This is a genomic window from Streptomyces sp. NPDC021356 (assembly GCF_040641015.1).
GTDB lineage: Bacteria > Actinomycetota > Actinomycetes > Streptomycetales > Streptomycetaceae > Streptomyces.
In genome coordinates this window covers 52,469-73,273 of record NZ_JBFACU010000039.1, presented here as the reverse complement: position 1 = coordinate 73,273, position 20,805 = coordinate 52,469, and the positions used below count along the sequence as shown (strand labels likewise).

Sequence of the window (20,805 nt, the reverse complement as noted above, 5' to 3'; positions counted from 1 at the left end):
ATCAACGTGCTGTTCGCGATGCTCCGCGACGGCACCTTCTACGAACCCAGAACCCCACGCCTCGCTTGACGAAAGACATAGAGGCACCCCCCCCGGCTCCGGCTTCCGGCTTCCGGCTTCCGGCTTCCGGCTTCCGGCTTCCGGCTTCCGGCTTCCGGCTTCCGGCGCGTTCTTCCCCGTGCGTAGGCGGGGGTCCTCTGCATCCCGAGCAGTTTCCCCATGATCTGGGACAAACTGATACGAGTGAGAAGACAGGGGCAGGAGTCACAGCAGCCCCGTTCCCGGACACGACGTGGCCTTCCGACCCTCCCACCAAGGGGTAGCCATGACGGACAACGCCGAGAAGTACGTGGCCGCAATCGACCAGGGCACCACGTCGAGCCGTTGCATCGTCTTCGACCGCAACGGCGCCATCGTCGCAGTGGATCAGCGCGAGCACCGCCAGATCTTCCCCAAGCCGGGCTGGGTGGAGCACGACGCCACCGAGATCTGGTCCAAGGTGCAGGCTGTGGTCGCGGGAGCGCTGGCCAAGGCCGGGCTGCGCGCCGGGCAGCTCAGCGCGCTCGGCATCACCAACCAGCGCGAGACGACCGTCCTGTGGGACCGCGCGACCGGCAAGCCCGTGCACAACGCGATCGTGTGGCAGGACACCCGCACCGCGGCACTCTGCAACGAACTGGGCGGCGCGGAGGGGCAGGACCGGTTCCGCGAGCAGACCGGTCTGCCGCTCGCCAGTTACTTCTCCGGCCCGAAGGCCGCCTGGCTGCTCGACAACGTCCCCGGCCTGCGCGCCCGCGCCGAGCGCGGCGAGATCGCCTTCGGCACGATCGACTCCTGGCTCATCTGGAACCTGACCGGCGGCACGGACGGCGGCAAGCACGTCACCGACGTCACCAACGCGGGCCGGACGATGCTGATGAACCTGGAGACCCTCCGGTGGGAGCCGTCCATCCTGGCGGCCATGGACGTCCCAGAGGGCATCCTGCCGGAGATCCGGTCCTCCTCAGAGGTGTACGGAACCGCCGTGGGCCAGTTGACGGGGGTGCCGGTCGCCTCGGCCCTGGGCGACCAGCAGGCGGCCGTGTTCGGCCAGGCCTGCTACGACATGGGCGACGCCAAGAACACGTACGGCACCGGCAGCTTCCTGCTGCTCAACACCGGCACCCGGCCCGTGCCGTCCAAGAGCGGTCTGCTGACCACCATGGGTTACAAGATCGGCGACGAGGCGCCGGTCTACTGCCTGGAGGGGGCCATCGCGATCACGGGCGCGCTGGTGCAGTGGTTCCGCGACCAGCTCGGCATCATCCGCACGGCGGACGAGATCGAGCCGCTGGCGGGCAGCGTGGAGGACAACGGGGGCGCGTACATCGTGCCGGCGTTCTCCGGCCTGTTCGCTCCGTACTGGCGTTCGGACGCACGCGGCGTGGTCACGGGACTCACCAGGTACGTCACCAAAGCCCATCTGGCGCGTGCCGTCCTGGAAGCGACCAGCTGGCAGACGCGCGAGGTCGTGGACGCGATGTACCAGGACTCCGGGGTACGCCTCACGACCCTCAAGGTCGACGGCGGGATGACGAAGAACAACCTCCTCATGCAGCACCAGGCGGACGTGCTCGGCGTGCCGGTGATCCGTCCCCAGGTCTCCGAGACGACCTGCCTGGGCGCCGCCTACGCGGCCGGGCTCGCCACGGGCGTGTGGAACGACCTGGACGAACTCAAGTCGCACTGGAAGAGGGACGCCGAGTGGACGCCCGCCATGGAGGACGCGGTCCGTGACCGCGAGTACCACAACTGGCGCAAGGCGGTGGAGAAGAGCTTCGGTTGGCTGGAGGACGGCGAGGAGTAGAAGGCCGGAAGGTCAGGACGGCAGGTAGGTAGGCAGGTCGGATGAGGCCGGGTCAGGCCAGAACAGACCGGATGAGGCCGGAGCGGGTCAGGTCACGTGGTGACGGTCCGGCGGTGGGCGGCCGTGTACGCCATCGCGTGCTGGACGACGCCGATCAGGGTCTCCTTGACCGACTCGCGCTCCCGGGCGTCGCACAGCAGCACGGGCACGTCCTCGTCGAGGTCGAGGGCCTGGCGTACGGCCTTTGCCGGGTAGCGGGCGGCGCCCTCGAAGCAGTTGACGCCGACGACGAAGGGGATGGAGCGCCGTTCGAAGTAGTCGACGGCCGCGAAGCAGTCCTCCAGGCGGCGTGTGTCGGCCAGTACGACCGCGCCGAGCGCGCCCTCGGACAGCTCGTCCCACATGAACCAGAACCGCTCCTGCCCCGGCGTGCCGAAGAGGTACAGCACCAGGTCCTCGCGCAGCGTGATGCGGCCGAAGTCCATGGCCACGGTCGTGGTGTGCTTGCCCTCCACGCCGCTCAGGTCGTCGACCGGGCGGCCCGCCTCGGTGAGCAGTTCCTCGGTGCGCAGCGGCCGGATCTCGCTGACCGCTCCGACGAGGGTCGTCTTGCCCACCCCGAAGCCGCCGGCCACAAGGATCTTGAACGTGAGGGGCTCGACCGGGGGCCTGCCGCGCTCGGAGCGCCCGAAGATCATCCTTTTCTTCTCCTGCTTCTGGTCGGATTCTGCTCACCGGGGGTCGGTCAGCGGCAGCGGTGACCCGCGGCTTCGCCGCCCGGGATGCTCACAGAGCGCGCAGTCCGCTGATCACGTCGCGCAGCACGCTCTCGTCCGGCAGCTCGGCCGGGGGCACCGGCCGGCTCACATGGACGTACTCCTCGTCCGCGAGGTCCCCGATGAGGACGCGCACGACACCGATCGGCAGATCGAGTTCCGCGGCCAGCTCGGCGACCGACTGCGGGGTGTCACGGCACAGTTCGACGATGTCCACGTGCTCCGGGGAGAGCGAGTGGTCCGCCTCCGGATCGTCCACGTGCGGTTCGGTGACGACGACCGCGATCAGATCGAGGCGGTGCTGGCCCGCGTGGCTGGTACGGCCACGCGTCATGGCGTACGGGCGGACCACCGGTCCGGCCTCGTCGTCGAACCAGTGGCTTCCTGCCTGACCGTCTCCGTTCATACCATCCCACTACCCGCCGGCGGGCAGATCGGTGCGGGGGGCCGCGCCCAGATGCACTCCGACCCGCTTGACCAGGAGCGTCATCTCGTAGGCGACCTGCCCGATGTCGGAGTCGGCGTCGGCCAGGACGGCGAGGCAGCTGCCGTCACCGGCGGCGGTCACGAACAGGTAGGCGTCGTCCAGTTCGACGAGCGTCTGCCGGACGCTGCCGGCCTCGAAGTGCCGGCCCACGCCCTTGGCGAGGCTGTGGAAGCCGGAGGCGACGGCGGCCAGGTGCTCGCTGTCCTCCCGGGTCAGGTCCTTGGACACGCCGGTCGCCAGACCGTCGCTGGAGAGCACGACGGCCTTGCGGATGCTCGCGACCCGGTCCACGAGGTCGTCGAGGAGCCAGTTCAGCTCCTTCTTGCCCGTGGTGTGACCGGTCGTCTTCGGTGCGGTCATCGACCGTCCCCCTTAGTCGTTCCTTGTGCTGTGCTGCCGTCGTGGGCGTCGTCGCCCTCGGCGTTCTCCTCACGGCCGCGCCGCCAGCCGCGCTGGAGCGAGGCCATGCGGCTGCGGACTTCGTCGGCGTCCCGTTCACCCGGCTCGGCCCGGGCGCCGGGGCGCCGCTCGGGAGTCTGCTTGAGCTGGGGGGCGAGGCTGGCCTGCCGGACGCGGCGGGGCAGCGCCCTGGCGTCGGGGGCCGGCTCGCGGGACGCGCCGACGCGGTCGCCGGGGGCGGTGGGCGCCGGGGCGGGCTCGGTGGGTGGCGTGGCCGGCATCGTGGGCCCTGGGGCTGCGCTCCGCTTCGTGCTCCCTGGGCTTGCCGTGCTTCCCGTGCCTTCCGAGCCGTCCAAATCGTCCGCGCGCCCCCTGCCTTCCCTGCCTTCCCTGCCGTCCGTGCCTTCCGGCTCTCCGGCGGCGCGGGCGGTCCTGCGCGTGCGCTGCGGCAGGGCCGGGGGCTGCTCCTCGTCCCCGCGCGCGGGCGGCGGCGTCGGCGGAGCACCTCGTCCGTCGCGCGGGTCGGTCTCGGCCGTGTTCCGTCTCGTCGGTGCCTCGCCGCGCCGTCGGGTCGGCAGCTCGGCGGGTTCGGCAGCCGGGCCCGCGGGCCGCGCGGCGTCCTGCCGATCCGCGTCCTCGCGCCGCGTCCGCGCCTCGGTGACCGGGCGGCCGTGGGAACGGACCAGCTTGGGCGTCCTGCGCCGGGTCAGCGGTACCGGGCCGTCCGCTTCCCCGTCGCCCGCGGTGCGGCCGGATGCGCTGCGCGGGCCGGTGCCCGGCCGGGGGCCGGCGGGGTGGCGGGGGGCCGTCTCGTTCGTCTGCGGCCGGGACGGGGAGCGCGGCCGGAACAGTCCGCCGCGTTCGCTGTCCCCGTCGCCGAGGGCACCCGGGAACTCCTCATACTCGGCGACGGCGTCCAGGCCGACCGGCGCCTCCAGTTCCACGGGCCCGTCCAGCAGCGAGACCGGCAGGCCGGGAAGGTGCACGGGTGTCTGGGAGAGAACGTTCCTGCGGCCCTCCTCCCGCTCGGTCTTCGCGGCGGGCCGGTCGAGACGGAAGCCGACACCGTTGGTGTCGGGGACGTCCTCGGTCAGCAGCGCGTCCGGGATGAAGACCACGGCGGTGGTGCCGCCGTACGGGGACGGCTGGAGCGAGACGCGGACGTTCTGCCGCTGGGCGAGCCGGCTGATCACGAACAGGCCGAGCCGGTCGGTGTCCGACAGTTCGAACTCGGGGGTCTCGGCGAGCCGCAGGTTGGCGTCCAGCAGCGTTTCGGCAGCCATGCCCAGGCCCCGGTCGTGGATCTCCAGGGTGAACCCGTTGGCGACGCGCTCGCCGACGACCTGGACCGCAGTGTGCGGCGGGGAGAACACCGTGGCGTTCTCCAGGAGTTCGGCGACGAGGTGGGTGAGGTCGGCGACGGCAGGGCCGGTGAGGGCGACGCGGGGCAGCCGGCGGACCTCGACGCGTTCGTAGTCCTCGACCTCCGCGACGGCGGCGCGTACGACGTCCATCAACTGGACGGGTTTGCGCCACTGCCGCGACGGAGCCGCGCCGGAGAGGATCACCAGTCCCTCGGCGTGGCGGCGCATCCGGGTGGTCAGGTGGTCGAGGCGGAACAGGTCGGCGAGTTCCTCGGCGTCCTCGGTCCGGCGTTCCATGGTGTCGAGGAGGGTGAGTTGCTTGTGCAGCAGGACCTGGCTGCGGCGGGCGAGGTTGACGAAGACCTCGGAGACGCCGGCGCGCAGTTCGGCCTGTTTCACGGCGGCCTCGACGGCGGCCCGCTGAAGGGTGTTGAGTGCCTGGCCGACCTCGCCGATCTCGTTCTTGTCGTATTCGAGGCGCGGGGCCTCGGTCTCCACGTCGACCTGCTCGCCCGCCGACAGGCGGCGCATCACGCTCGGCAGACGGACGCCGGAGGCCTCGTGGGCCTCCAGGCGGAGCTGCCTGAGGTCGCGGATGAGCCCGCGTCCGATGCGGACGGAGAGGAAGAGGGAGACCAGCAGGGCCACCAGGCCGAGAATGCCGGCCACGGCCGCCTGCAGGATGACGTTCAGGGCGACCGGGCCGACCCGGTCCTGGAAGCGGTCCTCGGCACGGTCCTCAAGGGTGCCGAGGTCTTCGAGCGCGTTGGCGGCGGCGCCGTCCCAGCCCTTCGCGCTCACACCGCGCGGCGTGCCGGACCGGGTGGAGACGGCGGCCTTCTCGGCCACCCGCAGCGGGGCGGAGGCCGCGTTCGCCCAGAAGCGCTGGTAGCGGCTTCGTTCGGCGGCGGGCAGCAGCGGCAGGTTCACGTCGTACAGCAGGGACCGCTGGGCGACGAGTGCGGCGACGTCGCGGCTCTCGTCGGGGGTGAGGACGCCGACGACCAGGGAGGAGCCGAGCAGGGCGTCCTCGCGGGAGAGGAGTTCACGGGCCCGGGAGAGGTTGACCAGGGCGCGGTACTGCTTGTCCAGTTCCACGTCGTCGACGACGCGGAGTCCGGCGAGCAGGCCGTAACAGGGGTCGACCAGGCGGTTGTAGAGGTCGAGCGCCTGGGCGCGGCGGACGGTGCCGTCCTCGACGCTGCGGCGCAGGGAGTCGATGCCGTCCAGGGCGTCGAGCACCGCGGTCAGCCGTCCGTCGCCGCCGCTGCCCAGCGCGTCGCGGGTGCCGCTGTCGCTCGCGTTGCGGCGGAGCTGGGCGACGGCCCGGTCGGTGGCGGCACGGCTGCGCCGCAGTGCGGCGAGGGCGTCCGCGGCGCGGGGATCGGCGAGGTGGACGAGGGTCTGCCGGCGCTCCTGCTGCAGGACGCGCACGGTGTCCTCAGTGGGGTAGGCGATCTTCTCCACCACGGAGGACGAGTTGAACAGCTCACTTGCCTGCCGTCCCGTGAGCACGGTGGCGAAGGCCCAGATGGCGGTCAGGGACAGCAGCGGCACGAGGAGGAGCGCCACGATCTTCCTGCGGATGGACTTCCCGCGAAAGCGCATGGCCTCCCCCAGCTCGACCCCCGCAGTCACGGGGGTACACATGTACGTCAACAAACGGCGCGAGCCTACTACCGACACACAGGTATCTCGAAGGGGCGGCCGGGGCCCGAACCCCCGCACCGAGGGCGAGAGATGGCGAGTTGTCCGGGCATGGCGGGAGATGACAGACCGGAACAGGGGAGCGTGCGCCGCCCTTGACTGGTGGGCCGCGCCTGCCGGTTGGCCGAGATCATGCGTCTGCCGGGAATCTTCACGACGTGTCGTTCGTCCTACTCCATGGGGCATGGAGGCGGAATCGGCCACTGTAGCCGCGTCCCGCATCTGTGCCGCGTAAAACAGCGCAAGCCGGGCAGCCAATGGGGAGCCGGTTCTACGGACACCGGGGCGAGCGGGCTGCCGGCGGTGGGGAGTGACGAGTTGATGGGGACGGCGGGGCGGCGCGAGCAGGTCGCCGACAGCGGTACGGCCCAGTTGACGGCGCCTGGTCGGACGGCACCGGGGGCACCGGATCGCGACATTCCGGAGGCCGGGGCCGGCCGGTGGGGCGCGGGCGGACGGGCGTACACGGCGGACCGGGGCGAAGCGGCTGAACAGCCCCTCTGCAGACCCCTGTGGGTGGAGGAGCCCGCGCGGCGGCGCAGGCTGCCGGATCCGGTGCGCGAGGCGGCGGTGCGGGCGGTGCTGGTCATCGCCGTGACGCTCATCCAGGCCGTGGTGGCGTTCCTGTGCACCCTGGCCGGGTCGTGGCTGGCCTTCCCCATGGTCATCAGCAGCGTGGCGAGCACGATCGTGGCCACTTGGGCGGTGCTCGACGTCTGGGTCACCCGCCAGGTCTGGAACCAGCGCCACGGGGTCGTCTCGGCCCCCAGCAGCACGGCGCGCGCTCTGCGGCGCGAGCGGCGCCGGGCCCGGCGGGAGCAGCGGACGACCGAGCGCGCCCAGGAGCGCATACGCCGCCGCGGCGGCGGCACCGGGCGGCTGTCACACCCCTAGCCAGGCCCTGTCGGGCACCGGCCGGAGCGGTCCCGCCGGGGGCAGGTCCCCCTTTCCGCAGGGGCCGGGCCGTCGCCCCTCGGCGGCCGCCCGTCAGGCCGGGCGTTTGAACATCCGGGTGGCTGTGATCTCGCTGTGCACCGTCTCCCCTGCCGGGGTCTGCTGGGGCAGCCCGGGCCGCAGGTGTTCCTCGACGCTGATGTACTTCAGCCCGGCCCGGAGGTCGGCGTCGTTGCGCAGCCGGATGACCAGCGGGAACTCCGCCAGCGCGGTCGTGTCGAACAGGCCGGTGGTGTAGAGCAGCTGCACACCGAGCGCGTCGGAGACGGCCCGCTGGAGTTCCAGCAGGTAGGTGGCGTTGGCGCGGCCGATGGGGTTGTCCAGGAACAGGGTGCCCGCGTGACGGTGCTTGTCGCGGCCCCGGTCGTTCGAGCGCAGGGCCGCCATCGTGCAGTACAGGGCGATCGCGGCGGTGAGCAGCTGGCCGCCCGAGAAGACGTCGCCCATCTGCCCGACGGGGACGCGTTCGGCCCGCAGCACGGCGTCCGGCTTGAGGATCTCCACGGCGACGCCCTTGGGCTGGAGGGCGGCGGCCACGCCGCGCAGCAGCAGGGACATGCCGTCGCGGCGCAGGTCCGAGTTCTTCCTGACGGCGGCGCGGGTGGCGTCGTCGATGACCTCGCCGAGGCGTTCGGTCAGGGTGGCCTGGTCGGGTTCCTCGAAGCGGATGCGCAGGAACTCCTGCCCCGACCACTCGCCGAGCCCTTCGGGCAGGCGGGACAGGCGCTGGGCGGAGCGGAGCGTGGCGAGCGCCGACTCCACGAGGCCGCGCAGCCGGTCCACGATCGAGTCGCGGTTGCGCTCCAGCTGGGCCAGCTCGTCGGTGAGGACGCGCAGCCGGGGCGCGAAGGCCTCGGCCCACTTCCGGGCGTGCTCGGGCAGGGCGGAGGCGGGCAGTTCGCGGATCTGCTGCCGGGCGGGCGTGCGGACCTGCTCGTAGCGGGTGGAGTTGGCGTGCCGGACGAGGATGTCGCTCGCCTCGCGTACGGCTCCTTCGGCGGCGGACAGGTCGGCGGCGCAGCCGCGCAGCGACCTGCGGGCCTCGGCCGCCGCCTGGCGGGCCGCCTCCGGGCTGCCGGGGTACGGCTCGGCTTCCTCCTGCTCCTCGTCGCCGGTGTGCTCGCGCAGCAGGTCGCGGAGCATGGCGGCGATCTCGTCGAAGCCGCCCGCGGCGTCCTCGGCGGCGCGGTGGGCGTCCAGCAGCTCGCCGTGCGCCTCGCGGGCCCGGTCCAGTGCCTCGGTGCGGGCGGCGAGTTCGGCGGTGGCGGTGCGCAGCAGCGCCTGGGCGTGCTCGGCGTCGCGCGGGAGGAGGTCCTCGGGCAGCTCGGTGTGGGTCTCGGCGTCCTCGGGTGCGAGCCGTTCGGTTTCGCCGCGCAGCCGGCCGAGCTGCTCGCTCGCGGTGGACATCCGGGTTTCCAGGAGCTGCACCAGCTCCTCCGCGCGCGCGGCGGCGGCCTGCCGGGACGGGCCGTCCGAGCCGTCGGGGGACTCGAGGAGCTGCTCCGCGCGGGTGCGGACCTTGTTGCTGAGGCGGTCCAGTTCGGCGCGGGCGGCGCTCTCGTCGCTCTCCGCGCGGGCCTGTTCGGCGCGCAGGTCGGCGCCGACGCCGACCTTCTCGTAGACCTGGGAGGCGGCGCGGTAGGCCTCGCGCAGGGCGGGCAGGGACGCCTTCGGCGCGTCCCCGTCGGCCTCGGGTACGTCGTCGGGGGCACCGGCGATCTCGGAGCGCTCGGCGCGCAGCGCGCGGGCGGTGCGGCGGGCGTCGTCGGCGGCGCGCTGGGCTGCGCGCCGGTCCTCGTCGGCGGCGCGGGCGCGCTCCAGGCAGGTCTGGGCGCGGGCCTCCGACTCAGCGGCCTCGTCGGCGAGTTCGCGCAGTCTGGCCTGCCAGCCGGCGCGCTCGCGCAGCCGGAAGGCGAGCCCGGCGAGGGCGTCGGCGGCGCGCCGGGCCTTCTGTGCTCCCTCCTGCCGTTCGTCGCGTACCTGGGCGGCCTCGGCCGCGGCTTCCTCGGCCTGGGCGCGGACGGCGCGTGCCTCGGCCAGCTCGGCCTCGGCCTCCTCGGCGAACGTGCGGGCGTCCTCGGCGCCCGTGGCCAGTTCGGCCAGCCGTCCGGCGGGGCAGCCGGTGCGCCAGGAGGCGAGGCGGGCCGCCAGTTCGCGGTCCTTGCCGAGCCGGGCGGCGAGGCGGCGGATCTCCTCGTCCCGCTCGGTCGCCCTGGCGCGCAGTGCCTGCCGTTCCTCGTCGGCGGCGTGCTCGTCGTGCATGGCCGGGTTCGGCGGGACCAGGAAGACGTCGGTGGTGGCGTCCGCTGCCGGAGTGGGCGCGAGCAGGGCCGCCGCGGTGCCGACGGCCACGGCGGAGCGGGGCAGCAGCGCCGCGTCGCCCAGGGCGGCACGGGCCCGGGCGTGCGTGTCCGGGTCGGTGATGATCACGCCGTCGACGAGTTCGGGCCGGGCGGCCAGCACGCGCGCGTGGTCGGCGGGGTCGACGGCCTGGGCGAGGTAACGCCAGCCGGGCAGGGCCGGGATGCCGTGCTCGCCGAGGAACTCGACGGTGGCCAGGACGTCGGGTCCGGGCGGCAGCAGGCCACCGTCGCCGAGGGCGCCCAGGATCCGGGAGTCGTCGGCCGCGGCCGTGCGCAGTTCGAACAGGTGCCGCTCGGCGGAGGAGACGGCGTCGTCGAGGAGTGCGCGCAGTTCGTCGGCGAAGCGGTCCAGCTCTTCGGCGGTCAGGGAGCCCTCGACGAGGCGGCGGGCGCTGTCGGCGCGCGTGTCCGTCTCGGGTACGGCCGTGTTCCCCGTGCCCGCGGTGTGCTCGGAGCCCGTGCGCGGGCCCGGTACGCCGGGCCGCCCGGCCGCGGCGGCCGGCAGGCTCAGCAGCTCCGCGAGCCGCTGCTCGCCCGCCAGGCTCTCGGCGGTGCGCCGTTCCGCTCCGTGGGCCCGTTCGGCCGCCGCCGTCGCATCGGCCGCGCGGGCCGCGGTGAGTTCCGCGCGGGCCTCGGCCGAGGCGGCTTCGCGCGCGTGTTCCGCGCTCTTGCGGGCGGCTTCGCGGGCCTCGTCCCAGGCGGCGACGGCCGTCTTCTCGGCATCGCTGGCGGCCAGGGCGGCGCGGGCCGGGTCGGCGTCGGGCGCGCTGTCGTCGAGCCAGCCGGCGCGCACGGCCTCGGCGGTCTCCTGCTCGACCTCGGTGAGCCGCTGACGCAGGTGCCCGGCCTCGCTGCGGGCGCGCTGCGCCTCGGTGGCGGCGGCGGTCGCGTCGCGGTGGGCCGTCTCGCCGGCCTCCTGGAGCTGTGCGGAGCGCTCCTCACCCTCGTTGGCGAGGGCTTCGGCGCTCTCCGCCGCCGCGTGCAGGGCCCGTACGAGGTCCACGGCGGCCCGGGCGCGGGCGGCGAGGGCGGGGGCAGCGTCCCGTTCGGCTTCCTGGATGGCGGCGGAGACGCGGGAGACGCGGTCGGCGGCGGCGCGGTGGCGCAGGGCGGCCTCGGCGGCCTGCCAGGCGGAGTGGAGGGTGCGGGCGTCGGCCAGTTCGCGCTTCTGCGCGGCGGCGGACTTCTCTGCTGCGGCCAGGGCCAGGGAGGCGTGGCGGTAGGCGAGTTCGGCGGCGATCAGCGCGCTGCGCTCGCGGGCGCCCTCGGAGTGCGTGACGGAGTAGGCGGCGGCGGTGACGCGCTGCGCGAGGTCGGCGGCGCGTACCCGCTCCCTTACCGCTCGGGCGGACAGCCGCCGTGCCAGGGTGCGGGTGCGCCGTTCGGCTGCGGTGTGGATGTCACGCGCGCGGGTGCGGGCCTCGGCGGCCTCGACGATCCGGCCGAGCAGGTCCACGGACCCGGCGGTGAAGTCGCGTTCGGCGATGAGTTCGGCGCGCCGGCCCAGTTTGTTGCCGAAGCCGCTGACCAGGTCGGCGAGTCCGTCGGTGTCGCGGGTGTCGGTGACGGCGCGCAGCAGCAGGTCGGTGAAGTCGGAGTCCTTCTTCACCGCGAACAGGCCGGCCGCCTCCCCCTCGTCGGCGTTCATCTCCCGCTGGTAGCGGAAGAGTTCGGGGTCGAGGCCCAGGTCGCCGAGGTGTTCGATCCAGCGGTCGTGGATCTCCTCCCAGTGCGCTTCGAGGTGCGGGTAGGCCTTGCCCGCGTCGGTGAGGGCGTCCCGGAAGCCCTTCATGGTGCGGCGCCGGCCCTGCGCGCCGGAGGCACCTTCCACGGGCGGGCGTACGGAGGTGGCCTCGGCGACGGGCAGGTTGTCCAGGGTGAGCCCGGGGCCGGGCCGGAAGGAGTACCAGGCCTCGGCGAACTTGCGCGGGTCGTTGGAGACCTGCCGTCCGCGCCACTCACTGACCTTGCCGACGACGACGCACTCGCCGGTCTGCACGTGCTGCCACTCCAGGGCCACGTGGCCGCAGTCGTCGGCGAGCAGGAACTTGCGCAGCACGCCGGAGCTGGCGCCGCCGAGGGTGTTGCGGTGGCCGGGCAGCATCACGGAGAAGATCAGCTTGAGCAGGACCGACTTGCCGCCCCCGTTCTCCAGGAAGAGCACGCCGGCGGGGGCGGGGCGGCGCGGCGGGCCGACCGGCTCCTCCTCGAAGAACTCCGCCTGGGTGGGCGCGGGATCGGGCACCGGCTCGCCCACGCCCCGCAGGTCGAGCACGGTGTCGGCGTAGCGAGCACCGGCCGGACCGATGGAGTAGAGGCGGACCCGGGACAGCTCGTACATGGCGGACTCTCGTCAGTTTTCTGGCGGTTCGGGGAAGGTTCAGTGCTGGGCGGGGGCGTGGAAGGGCAGTCCGGCGTCGGCCACCAGTTCCAGGTCGTCGCTGTCCTCGGCGGGCAGCAGGCTCGCCGTGCCGTCGGTGACGGGGACGACGCCCAGGTCCAGCAGTTCGGCCAGGGCGGCGGCGCCGGCCATGTCGCGCACCTGGAGCTGGTAGCGGGCGGTGGTGCGGTAGGTGCCGCCGTTCTCGTCGCCGGTGCGCTGCAGGAACCCGGAGTCGGTGAGGAACGCCAGGGCCTTGGCGACGATGCCCGTGGTGGAGGCGGCGGGGCGGCGGGCGTCCTTGGTGGCGCCGGTCGCGCTGCGTCTGGCCCAGATCCGCCAGGCGGCCTCCAGGCCGGGTGCGTCCGTGGCGGGGTCGGTGTTCTCGCCCTGCTCTTCGGCGCGCTCCTCCAGCCGGCGGCAGGCCTGGCGCACGAAGGCGTCGACGCCGTTGACCGTGACGCGGCCGATGTAGCCGTCGTCGGCCAGGTCCTCGGGGCGCGGGAAGGCGAGGGCGGCCACGGCGAGGTGGGCGAGCCCGTGCAGGAAGCGGTCCGCGGAGTCGGCGGCGGTGCGCCGCGCGTAGTCGCCCATGCGGACGGCGAACACGGAGTCCTCGGCGGCGGTCACCGCCATGCCCGCGCGCGGGGACACCTCCAGGACGACCAGGCCGAGTCCGGCGGCCACGGCGTCCGCGAGGCGGGCGAACGCCGGGTCCTCGCGGTGCCGGCGCAGCAGGTCGGCGTACTCCTGGTCCCGGGCGGGCTGCAGTCTGGGCTGCAGCCCGAAGGCGACGAGCCGGGCCGCGTCGGCGGCGTCGGCGGGGGTGACGGCGCCGGTCGCGGACGGGGCGGGGGGCTCCGCCTCGTTCCACTCGACGTGCTCACTCACTGCTGGGGCTCCTTGTCACGCTCTCGCTCACTCGTGCTGCTTCCGTCCGGTACGCGACTCATGATGTCGCCGCCCGGTCTGCGGCTCACGCGGCTTCCGTCCGGCCCGTCATCTTGCGGCTTCCGTCCGGTACGCGGCTCATGAAGCCGCCGCCCGGTCTGCGGCTCACGCGGCTTCCGTCCGGCCCGTCATCTTGCGGCTCCCGTCCGGTACGCGGCTCATGAAGCCGCCGCCCGGCCTGCGGCTCACGCGGCTTCCGTCCGGCTCATGCCTCATGCGGCTTCCGTCCGGTCCGCCGCCATCCCGGCCGCGTCGAGGAGCGCGGTCCCGACGATCAGGTCGGCGCCGCCGAACTCCGGGTCGTCCAGGTCCGTGCCGTCGTCCACGGCGAAGAGCAGCTTCTCCTCGCCCTGCCGGTAGGCGGTGCCGACCGGCGGGCTGGCCGCGTGCACGGCCAGCAGCGCGACCAGGTAGGGCAGGTCGGCGTCCGCGCGGCGGGCCTCGGCGAGCAGGCCCGACAGCCGGCGCGGGGCGTCGGCGGGCAGGTCCAGCAGCTCCATGGCGGCCGCCAGTTGCTCCTCGCTGAACCGGCTGTCGTCCGGTGTGGCGATCAGGTCGGGTTCGGGCATCTCTGCGCCCAGGTGCTCCCGCTCCACGGGCGGCGTGAGCAGGATGTCGACGAGGTCGGAGACCCTGACGGAGACGGGGGTACGCAGCCCGGTCCCGTGGGCGAAGAAGGCGTCCGTGACCCGGATCGCGCCTTCCAGCGGGAGCGGCAGGGTGGGGGCGAGCAGGTGCCCGTAGAGGTCGGTGCCCGAGGTGGTGAGCGGCGTGGCGAAGGCCTGCCGGTCCTGTTCCGCGCGGAAGAGGGGGCCGGCCTCCAGCAGCCGGGACTGCAGCTGGGTGTGTCTGCGGATGCAGTCCTTGACGATGTCGACCAGTTCGGCGGCGCGCCGCTTGTGCTCGGGCTCCTCGGTCTCGTCGCGCGCCTTGCGGATGTTGGTCAGGATCGCGTTCTCGTGCCGGTAGCGGTCGGCGACGTGGTCCAGCGCCTCGGCGATCATGTCGGGTACGGCGCTCAGCCAGTCCACCGCGCGGACGTTGCGCCGGGTCGCGTCCAGGGCCCTGCGCAGGGTCTCCGAGTACTGCACGGTCCGGTAGCGGGCCTGCTCGGCGGCGAGCTGCGCGTCGGCGAGCCGGCCGCGGTTGATGAGCACCTCCAGCTTGACCTCGGCGGCGATCTGGGCGCTGGTGACGTCGGTGTCCAGGGCGCCCACGAGGACGTTGACCGCCTCGTCCGTCGTGCGCAGGTAGACGCTGCCGCCGGGGCCGGGCACCTCCTCGATCAGCTTGAAGTCGTAGTCGCGGCGCACGTAGGTGCCGTCCGGCGCGAACGTGCCGTACACCGCGCGGAAGCCGCGGTCGGCGCTGCCCACGTTGATCAGGTTCTCCAGGACCCAGCGGGCGACGCGCTCGTGCTCGGCGGCGGGGCGCTGCGGGGCCTGGGCGGCGACGCGCGGGACGAGCCGGGCCACGATCTGGTCGTGGTCGGCACCGGTGTCGAAGTCCATGTTGAGCGTGACCAGGTCGATGGCGGCGAGGGCGACCTCCGCCATGCCGTACACCGAGTACTCGCCGGCGAGGTTCGCCTTGCGCGCGTCCAGGTCGTGCAGCGGCGCGGTGCACGCGAGCGCGCGCAGTCGCCGCGCCAGTCCCTCGTCGGCGGCCGGGCCCGGCGCGGGGCGCGGCCCCGCGCTGAACTGGGGCGGAACGCTGTCCGTCGATGCAGGCGAAGTCACGGTGCACAGACTAGGTCCTCGGTCTGACAACGACCCAAACGGCGCAGACGCACCCTCGTACCCCCGCCGGCGCACCGGGGCCTGGCGGTCTCGCGGCAACGCCGCAGCACACGGCCGGACACCCTCGCGCCGCCGCCGTCATACCCGGGCCGGACCCTTCGCACCACCGCCGTCACACCCGGGCCGGGCACCCTCGCACCACCGTCCTCGCACACGCGCCCGGACACCCTCGCACCACCGCGGCCGGGGCCGGTGCGGCCGGGCCGCTACGCCCCCTGGCCGACCCGGCGCCGGTACACCTCCACCACCTTGTCCAGCGAGTCGTCGAGATAGACCGCGAGCTGCTTCTCCGCCCGGTGCCGGTCGCCGCTCTGGAGGATCTGGAGGAGCTGCTCGTTGCGGCTGAGGTAGGGCTCGTGCAGCCGCCGGGGGTCGTCCACGACGTGGAAGGCCAGGCGCAGTTCGGCGAAGACGCTGCGCATCAGCTCGTCGGTGCGCTCGCTCCCGGCGAGCGCGACCAGCTCGCGGTGGAAGTGGATGTTGGCGGTGCCCAGCGTCTTCCAGTCGGCTTCGCGCGCCGCCCGCCGGCCCTCCTCGACGGCCGCGGCGACGCCGCCGAGCGCGTACGGAGGCTCGCCCAGGCCGCGGACGACGGCGCACTCGACGAGGCGGCGGGTGCGGTAGATGTCCTCGACGTCCTCGACGGCCAGTACGCGTACGAAGACGCCCCGGTTCAACTCGTGCACGAGCAGCCGCTCGTGCGTGAGCAGCCGGAACGCCTCGCGCAGCGTGTTGCGGGAGACGCCGAGCGCGCCGCCGATGCTGTCCTCCGACAGCCGGGTGCCGGGCGGGAAGTAGCCCTCGGCGATGCGGCTCCTGAGGATGTCCGCTACCCGTTCGGCGGTGCTGGTGCGCCCCAGCAGGACCCGGTCGTCCGCCAGCGGCGTCAACTGCTCTCCCATGCCCGGAATTCAACCGCAACCGCAGACAAGAGGACAAGACAACAGAGGGATCGGTGGATTGTTCAACGATCCTTTACCTGCTTCTGCCCGACGCCCGGGGCAGGCGGTGTCGCGGGGCCCGGAGCGGGCCGCGCCCCTCACACCGGGCGGGGCCGCGCCCCTCACACGGGGCGGGGCCGCGCCTCTCACACCGGGCGGGAGCGCGCCCCTCACACCGGGCAAAGGGCGGCGAGGGCCTGGCCGGACCTTCACCCGGTGGGGAGGTCGGGCTCGAACCGGCTGCGTACGGCCGTCTGGACCTCGTCCTCCTCGGCCGGGTCGGCGGCGAGCCTGCGCAGTTGCTCGACGACGCGCTGGTCGGCGGTCTCGGCGTGCCGGGCGGCCACCTCGCGGGTGCTCTCCTCGCAGTCCCACAGGCATTCGACGGCGAACCCGGCGGCGAAGGAAGGGTCGGTCGCGGCCAGCGCACGGGCGGCGCGACCGCGGAGATGGGAGGAGGCGGTCTCACGGTAGATGTGCCGCAGGACGGGTGCGGCGCAGGCGATGCCCAGCCGTCCGGCGCCGTCCACGAGGGTCCACAAGGTGGGCGCGTCGGGCCCTTCGCCCCGCACCGCCTCACGCAGGGCGGCCAGAACGGGATCGCGGTCACCGGCCCCGCCACGACAGGCGAGTACGCGTCCGGCGGCGGCCCCCAACGGGTCGGGACGTCCTGCCCAGGCGCGGGCCCGGTCGACGGCGGCGACGCTGCGCATGCGTTCGAAGGCGTCGACGGCCGCCTCGACGACGGCGGCCGTGCCGTCGAAGACGGCCGCCTCGATCAGGTCGAGGGTGTCCGGGTCGTTGCCGTCGGCCAGATAGCGCAGGGCCGTGCACCGGGCCCCGTCCGAGCCCTGCCGGGCGGCCCCCAGGATCTCGGGCCGGTCGTCGGGGCCGGCCACGGCGGCCAGACAGCGGGCGGCCGGAACATGCAGGGCGGCGCCCCGTTCCACGCCCTGCTGGGCCCAGTCGAACACGGCCCGCACGCTCCAGCCGGGCCGGGGCCCGCTGGGACGCATCTGCCGCTGCCAGCGGTCGAAGCAGCCCGCCTCGTGGGCGGCACGCACCCGGCCGGCGATCGAGGGGCGCCGGTCCTCGGCCCACAGCCGCCAGGGCCGGGGTTCGAAGGCGTCGCGGACGGCGGCGGCCAGCTCGGCCTCGCCCTCGGCGTCGGTGGCGAAGCGGGCCAGGACGGGCGCGGCCAGGGCGCGCAGGCCGGCGTCGTCGTCGCGCAGCGCCAGCTCGTCCAGGGCCCACGCCCAGTTGGCGCCGGTGGCGGCGTATCCGCGCAGGAGCGCGAGGGCGTCCCGCCTGCCGTAGGAGGCCAGGTGCCCGAGGACGGCGAGGGCGAGCCCGGTGCGGGACTCGTCGGTGTCGAGGGCGTCCTCGGGGTCGAAGAGGTGCGCCTCGATGGCGTCCAGCTCGCCGTGGAGGTCGAGCAGGAGCCGGGCGTAGTACAGGGAGCGGTTCTCCACCTGCCAGTCGTGGCGGGGGTCGTGCAGCACACAGTGGTTCAGGGCCGCCAGCGCCTCGGCGCGGGGGGCGGTGAGCGCGTGCAGAGTGCCGTCGCCGCGGCCCCGCTGGAGCAGGCCGAGCAGCGTGCCGCTGGGCGCTATGACCGGATCGAACATGGGAAACAGCCTCACATCAAGCGTCGACGCAACCGGGGAACACGCACTACCTGGCCGCGTGACAACACGTCGGGGCGCCCGCCGTCTCTTGCTTGTTGTAGACCATCTTCCTCTGCCTCTCGTCGGTGGCCCATGCGGACCGCATCACGGTCCGCGCGGTGCGGCAACACCTGCCCAGCCATCGCGTCCGTGAATCACGACGTCATGATGACCCGGCGTCTGCGCTGCCGCGACCGAAATTTCCGGCGGCCCTGTACCGCCTCCCCCGTTTTCCGTGTCGTGGCTGTTCAGCGGGGAGCCTCAGATGGTGGCGCCCCGCGGTCTCACTGCTCGCCGAACAGGCGCAGCAACTCCGTACGGCCGAACATGCGGGCCGTGTCAAGGGCCGACGGCGTGCCCGCGGACGGGTCCGCGCCGCCCTCCAGCAGGGCCTCGATCACCGCCTGCTCGCCCTTGAAAACCGCCCCCGCGAGGGGTGTCTGACCGCGGTCGTTGACGCGGTCGGCCTCGGCACCGCGGGCCAGCAGGGCGCGGACCGCGTCGGCATGGCCGTGGTAGGCGGCGAGCATGACGAGGGAGTCGCCCCGGTCGTTGGTGAGGTCGGCGGGTACGCCCGCGTCCACGTAGGCCACGAGCGCCTCGGTCCGCCCCTGCCGGGCCAGATCGAAGATCTTGGTCGCCAGCTCCACGACCTCGGGGTCGGGGGCATCACTCATCGGCCGGACCGCCTCTCACTGCGAACTTCGGGGACTGTGGGTACTGCGGGGCACTGCCGGGCACCGCCGGGCCCTGCGCAGGTGTCGCTCTGGGGACTGCGCAGGTACTGCTCGGCACTGCCGGTCACTGCGGGGAGCAAGCGTACGGCCATGAGCGCCGGGCGGCCGTACGGGTGAATCGCCAGGGTACTGGCTCGTCCGGAACGGAACCCGGTGCGCCGGAGGTGAAGATCACCCCGGACCGGGCCGTATGCGACAGCGGGGCCCGCCGGCCCTCCACACGATCCCCGCACCCCGAGGGTGATGGGAGGCATTTAACCCAGTTGCACCTTTTGTCATACAGATACATGCTGTGATCCTAGAAGGACTCAGGGTGACACCGTCCCCCTTCGACACCAGGAGATCTCACATGATCCTCTCCATCTCAGGCGTCGTCCTGTTCGGCGTCATCGGCTTCATCTTCTTCCGCAAGGACGGGCTGAAGCCCTCCCACGCGTGTGTGTCGACACTGTTCGGCTTCTACCTCTCGAGCACGGCGATCGCGCCGAGCATCAGAGCCGGCGGCGAGAGCCTGGCCAGCCTGCTCGGCGGCATGAGGTTCTGACGCCGCCCCGCCCCAGGACCCCGACACGCTCGACAAGCTCCGTCCAGGGGGCGCCCCCATCGCCCCTGAGCACTCCCAGGAGGCAGCAGTGGCCCGGCGCCCCCTCCCCCGCATTCTGAGCACAGGCGGCGCTCAGCTCGCCCGGAGCCGGGAGCTGGCACGGACGGCGGCCGACAGCGCCACGGACGTCCTGCACCCGCTGATCACCATCGCCCGCGGTCTGCGCCGGCTCGCGGCCGCCGGCCGGCACAGATGGGCTCAGACCCCCAAGGACCGGCGCGGGCCGCTGCTGTTCCTGGTGGCCTCGGTGATCCTGGTCGTGGCGCTGGTGCCCTACGGTCCGCTGCTCGCCGCCGTGGTGGTGACGGGGGCCGCCGCCTGGCAGGGCCGCGACCGCACCCCGCCCGAGCCCGTGGACTCCGACGAGCCGCGCAAGCAGCGCCTGAGCACGCTGTACGACGCGCTGGTCCCGTACTTCTCGGCCGCCGAGGACCCCGCGCCGCTGTACGCGCACGGCGGTGAGTGGGAGAAGGCCTTCCCGTCCTACGCCTTCGACGACTCCGGCCGCCTCTCCCACCTGCTGGTGCGCTACCCGGCGTACTTCACGGACGGCGAGCCCGAGGCCCGCGCGCGGATCGAGCACCTGCTGACCACCAAGGCCGGCCGCGGCCGGGAGTACCTCCTCGTCTGGGACGAGGAGGGCAACGAGCTGGCCGTCACCGCGCTGGCCCCGCTGCCCACGGACATCGCCGCCCAGCGGTTCGTGACCGCGCCGGGCGAGACGGTGCTCGGCTTCACCGACCCGAGCGAGGTCCAGCGCACGCTGCCCCTCACGTACGGCGAGGAGCGGCACGACGTCCCGCCGGTCGTCTGGCGCACCGGACTGCGCTCCACCGAGCCGCATCTGCTCGCCATGGGGCAGCCGGGCAGCGGCACCTCCACGCTGCTGCGCTCCCTCGCGCTCCAGGCGCTCCAGCACGGCGACATCCTGATCGTCGACGGCGGCGGCACCGGCGAGTACGCCTGCCTGACCGGCCGCGACGGTGTCCTGGCGGTCGAGTGCGGGCTGGCCGGGGTCCGTACGAGCCTGGAGTGGGCGGCCACCGAGACCGAGCGCCGGCTGATCGCCGTCAACCGCGCACGGCAGGCGGGCCACCCGCCGCCGGAGGACACCAGGCGTCCGCTGTGGCTGCTGCTCGACCGGCCGACCGCGTTCACGCACCTGGCTGCCGCGGAGGGCTGTGAGGACCCGCAGTCGCTGCTCCAGGTACCGCTGCGGCACGGCCGCGCCGTCAACGTCACGGTCGTCGTCGCGGAGCAGTTCGACAGCGCCGAGGCGCTGAGCGACGCGCTGCGTCAGCACACACGCGCGCGCGTGGTGCTCGGTCCCGCCACGGTGGAGCAGTTGAAGGCCGTGCTCGGGGCGCCGCCGCACACCACGCCGCTGCCCGTCGTCCCGCCGGGGCGCGGGTACGCACGGCTGGGCACGGGGGCCGTGCACCGGCTCCAGGTGCCGGCCACGCCCGATCCGTACGACGACTGCACGAGCGACGCGCTGCGCGCGGCGGTGCAGGACCTGCTGCCGCCGAAGACCACGCCGGCGGACGGGGAGACGGTGCCGGAGCCGACGACGGTGCTGAGGACGACGGCCGTGAAGGTGACGAAGCCGGTGGAGGTCATGAAACCGGTGAAGGTGACGAAACCGGTGGAGGTCACGAAGCCGGTGGAGGCGGCGCAGGCCGGCGGGGTGGCGGAGGCGGCGGGGGTCACCGTGGCCGCCGAGATCGCGGAAGCGGTGGAGTCAGCAGAGGCGGTGGAGGCTGCCGTGACGGAGGGGGCGGTGCCGGAGGCGGCCGTGGCCGAGCCGACCTGATCCCGGCCGCCTCGGAC

The 20,805-nt window shown here is 73.7% G+C and carries 14 protein-coding genes; 4 read left to right on the top strand and 10 right to left on the bottom strand.

Annotated elements, in window-relative coordinates; translation table 11 throughout:
- Positions 1-325 precede the first annotated feature (325 nt).
- Positions 326-1,846, top strand: coding sequence for a glycerol kinase GlpK (glpK, locus tag AB0G56_RS35630; protein WP_360978264.1), 1,521 nt, complete (start codon positions 326-328; stop codon positions 1,844-1,846).
- A 92-nt stretch (positions 1,847-1,938) separates the two neighbouring features.
- Here glpK and AB0G56_RS35625 read toward each other — a convergent pair whose 3' ends face one another.
- From AB0G56_RS35625 to AB0G56_RS35610, 4 genes are all read right to left on the bottom strand, one after another.
- Positions 1,939-2,544: an ATP/GTP-binding protein gene (locus AB0G56_RS35625; RefSeq protein ID WP_360978261.1), complete on the bottom strand. Its 606-nt coding sequence runs from the start codon at positions 2,542-2,544 to the stop codon at positions 1,939-1,941.
- 88 nt (positions 2,545-2,632) lie between these two features.
- Positions 2,633-3,028 (bottom strand): DUF742 domain-containing protein, encoded by a 396-nt coding sequence (locus AB0G56_RS35620; RefSeq protein ID WP_360978258.1) that lies wholly within the window; start codon positions 3,026-3,028, stop codon positions 2,633-2,635.
- Positions 3,029-3,037: 9 nt separating this feature from the next.
- Positions 3,038-3,469, bottom strand: coding sequence for a roadblock/LC7 domain-containing protein (locus tag AB0G56_RS35615; RefSeq protein WP_360978255.1), 432 nt, complete (start codon positions 3,467-3,469; stop codon positions 3,038-3,040).
- Positions 3,466-6,480, bottom strand: a complete 3,015-nt coding sequence (locus AB0G56_RS35610) for a nitrate- and nitrite sensing domain-containing protein (RefSeq protein ID WP_360978252.1) — start codon at positions 6,478-6,480, stop codon at positions 3,466-3,468. The genes AB0G56_RS35615 and AB0G56_RS35610 overlap by 4 nt, the downstream gene beginning before the upstream one ends.
- A 420-nt stretch (positions 6,481-6,900) precedes the next feature.
- Here AB0G56_RS35610 and AB0G56_RS35605 point away from each other — a divergent pair, with 420 nt between their 5' ends.
- A complete protein-coding gene (locus tag AB0G56_RS35605) occupies positions 6,901-7,473 on the top strand; it encodes a hypothetical protein (RefSeq protein WP_360978249.1) in 573 nt (190 codons plus the stop codon).
- Positions 7,474-7,566: 93 nt separating this feature from the next.
- Here the strand turns inward: AB0G56_RS35605 and AB0G56_RS35600 are convergent, their stop codons facing one another.
- From AB0G56_RS35600 to AB0G56_RS35575, 6 genes are all read right to left on the bottom strand, one after another.
- Entirely contained in the window at positions 7,567-12,237 is a 4,671-nt protein-coding gene (locus AB0G56_RS35600; RefSeq protein WP_360978246.1) for a hypothetical protein, read from the bottom strand.
- 39 nt (positions 12,238-12,276) lie between these two features.
- A complete protein-coding gene (locus tag AB0G56_RS35595) occupies positions 12,277-13,167 on the bottom strand; it encodes a hypothetical protein (RefSeq protein WP_360978243.1) in 891 nt (296 codons plus the stop codon).
- Between the two features lie 272 nt (positions 13,168-13,439).
- Positions 13,440-14,966, bottom strand: a complete 1,527-nt coding sequence (locus tag AB0G56_RS35590) for a hypothetical protein (protein ID WP_360978240.1) — start codon at positions 14,964-14,966, stop codon at positions 13,440-13,442.
- Between the two features lie 266 nt (positions 14,967-15,232).
- On the bottom strand, positions 15,233-15,928 hold the full coding sequence (locus AB0G56_RS35585) for a GntR family transcriptional regulator (protein WP_360978237.1): 696 nt from the start codon (positions 15,926-15,928) through the stop codon (positions 15,233-15,235).
- Between the two features lie 248 nt (positions 15,929-16,176).
- On the bottom strand, positions 16,177-17,595 hold the full coding sequence (locus AB0G56_RS35580) for a HEAT repeat domain-containing protein (RefSeq protein WP_360978234.1): 1,419 nt from the start codon (positions 17,593-17,595) through the stop codon (positions 16,177-16,179).
- Positions 17,596-17,918: 323 nt separating this feature from the next.
- Positions 17,919-18,311 carry an ankyrin repeat domain-containing protein gene (locus AB0G56_RS35575; protein ID WP_360978231.1) on the bottom strand — a complete coding sequence of 131 codons (393 nt, stop codon included), beginning with the start codon at positions 18,309-18,311 and terminating at the stop codon, positions 17,919-17,921.
- Between the two features lie 409 nt (positions 18,312-18,720).
- Here AB0G56_RS35575 and AB0G56_RS35570 point away from each other — a divergent pair, with 409 nt between their 5' ends.
- Both AB0G56_RS35570 and AB0G56_RS35565 read left to right on the top strand, forming a co-directional pair.
- The gene (locus AB0G56_RS35570; RefSeq protein ID WP_360978228.1) at positions 18,721-18,915 is read left to right on the top strand and encodes a hypothetical protein; all 195 of its coding nucleotides are present in this window, start codon (positions 18,721-18,723) and stop codon (positions 18,913-18,915) included.
- Between the two features lie 88 nt (positions 18,916-19,003).
- Positions 19,004-20,788, top strand: a complete 1,785-nt coding sequence (locus AB0G56_RS35565) for a hypothetical protein (protein ID WP_360978225.1) — start codon at positions 19,004-19,006, stop codon at positions 20,786-20,788.
- Positions 20,789-20,805: the final 17 nt, after the last annotated feature.

Excerpts from the sequence above, each read along its gene's own strand:
- glpK (WP_360978264.1), top strand. The coding sequence starts at position 326 with ATGACGGACAACGCCGAGAAGTACGTGGCCGCAATCGACCAGGGCACC.
- AB0G56_RS35625 (WP_360978261.1), bottom strand. The coding sequence starts at position 2,544 with ATGATCTTCGGGCGCTCCGAGCGCGGCAGGCCCCCGGTCGAGCCCCTC.
- AB0G56_RS35620 (WP_360978258.1), bottom strand. The coding sequence starts at position 3,028 with ATGAACGGAGACGGTCAGGCAGGAAGCCACTGGTTCGACGACGAGGCC.
- AB0G56_RS35615 (WP_360978255.1), bottom strand. The coding sequence starts at position 3,469 with ATGACCGCACCGAAGACGACCGGTCACACCACGGGCAAGAAGGAGCTG.
- AB0G56_RS35610 (WP_360978252.1), bottom strand. The coding sequence starts at position 6,480 with ATGCGCTTTCGCGGGAAGTCCATCCGCAGGAAGATCGTGGCGCTCCTC.
- AB0G56_RS35605 (WP_360978249.1), top strand. The coding sequence starts at position 6,901 with ATGGGGACGGCGGGGCGGCGCGAGCAGGTCGCCGACAGCGGTACGGCC.
- AB0G56_RS35600 (WP_360978246.1), bottom strand. The coding sequence starts at position 12,237 with ATGTACGAGCTGTCCCGGGTCCGCCTCTACTCCATCGGTCCGGCCGGT.
- AB0G56_RS35585 (WP_360978237.1), bottom strand. The coding sequence starts at position 15,928 with ATGGGAGAGCAGTTGACGCCGCTGGCGGACGACCGGGTCCTGCTGGGG.
- AB0G56_RS35580 (WP_360978234.1), bottom strand. The coding sequence starts at position 17,595 with ATGTTCGATCCGGTCATAGCGCCCAGCGGCACGCTGCTCGGCCTGCTC.
- AB0G56_RS35575 (WP_360978231.1), bottom strand. The coding sequence starts at position 18,311 with ATGAGTGATGCCCCCGACCCCGAGGTCGTGGAGCTGGCGACCAAGATC.
- AB0G56_RS35570 (WP_360978228.1), top strand. The coding sequence starts at position 18,721 with ATGATCCTCTCCATCTCAGGCGTCGTCCTGTTCGGCGTCATCGGCTTC.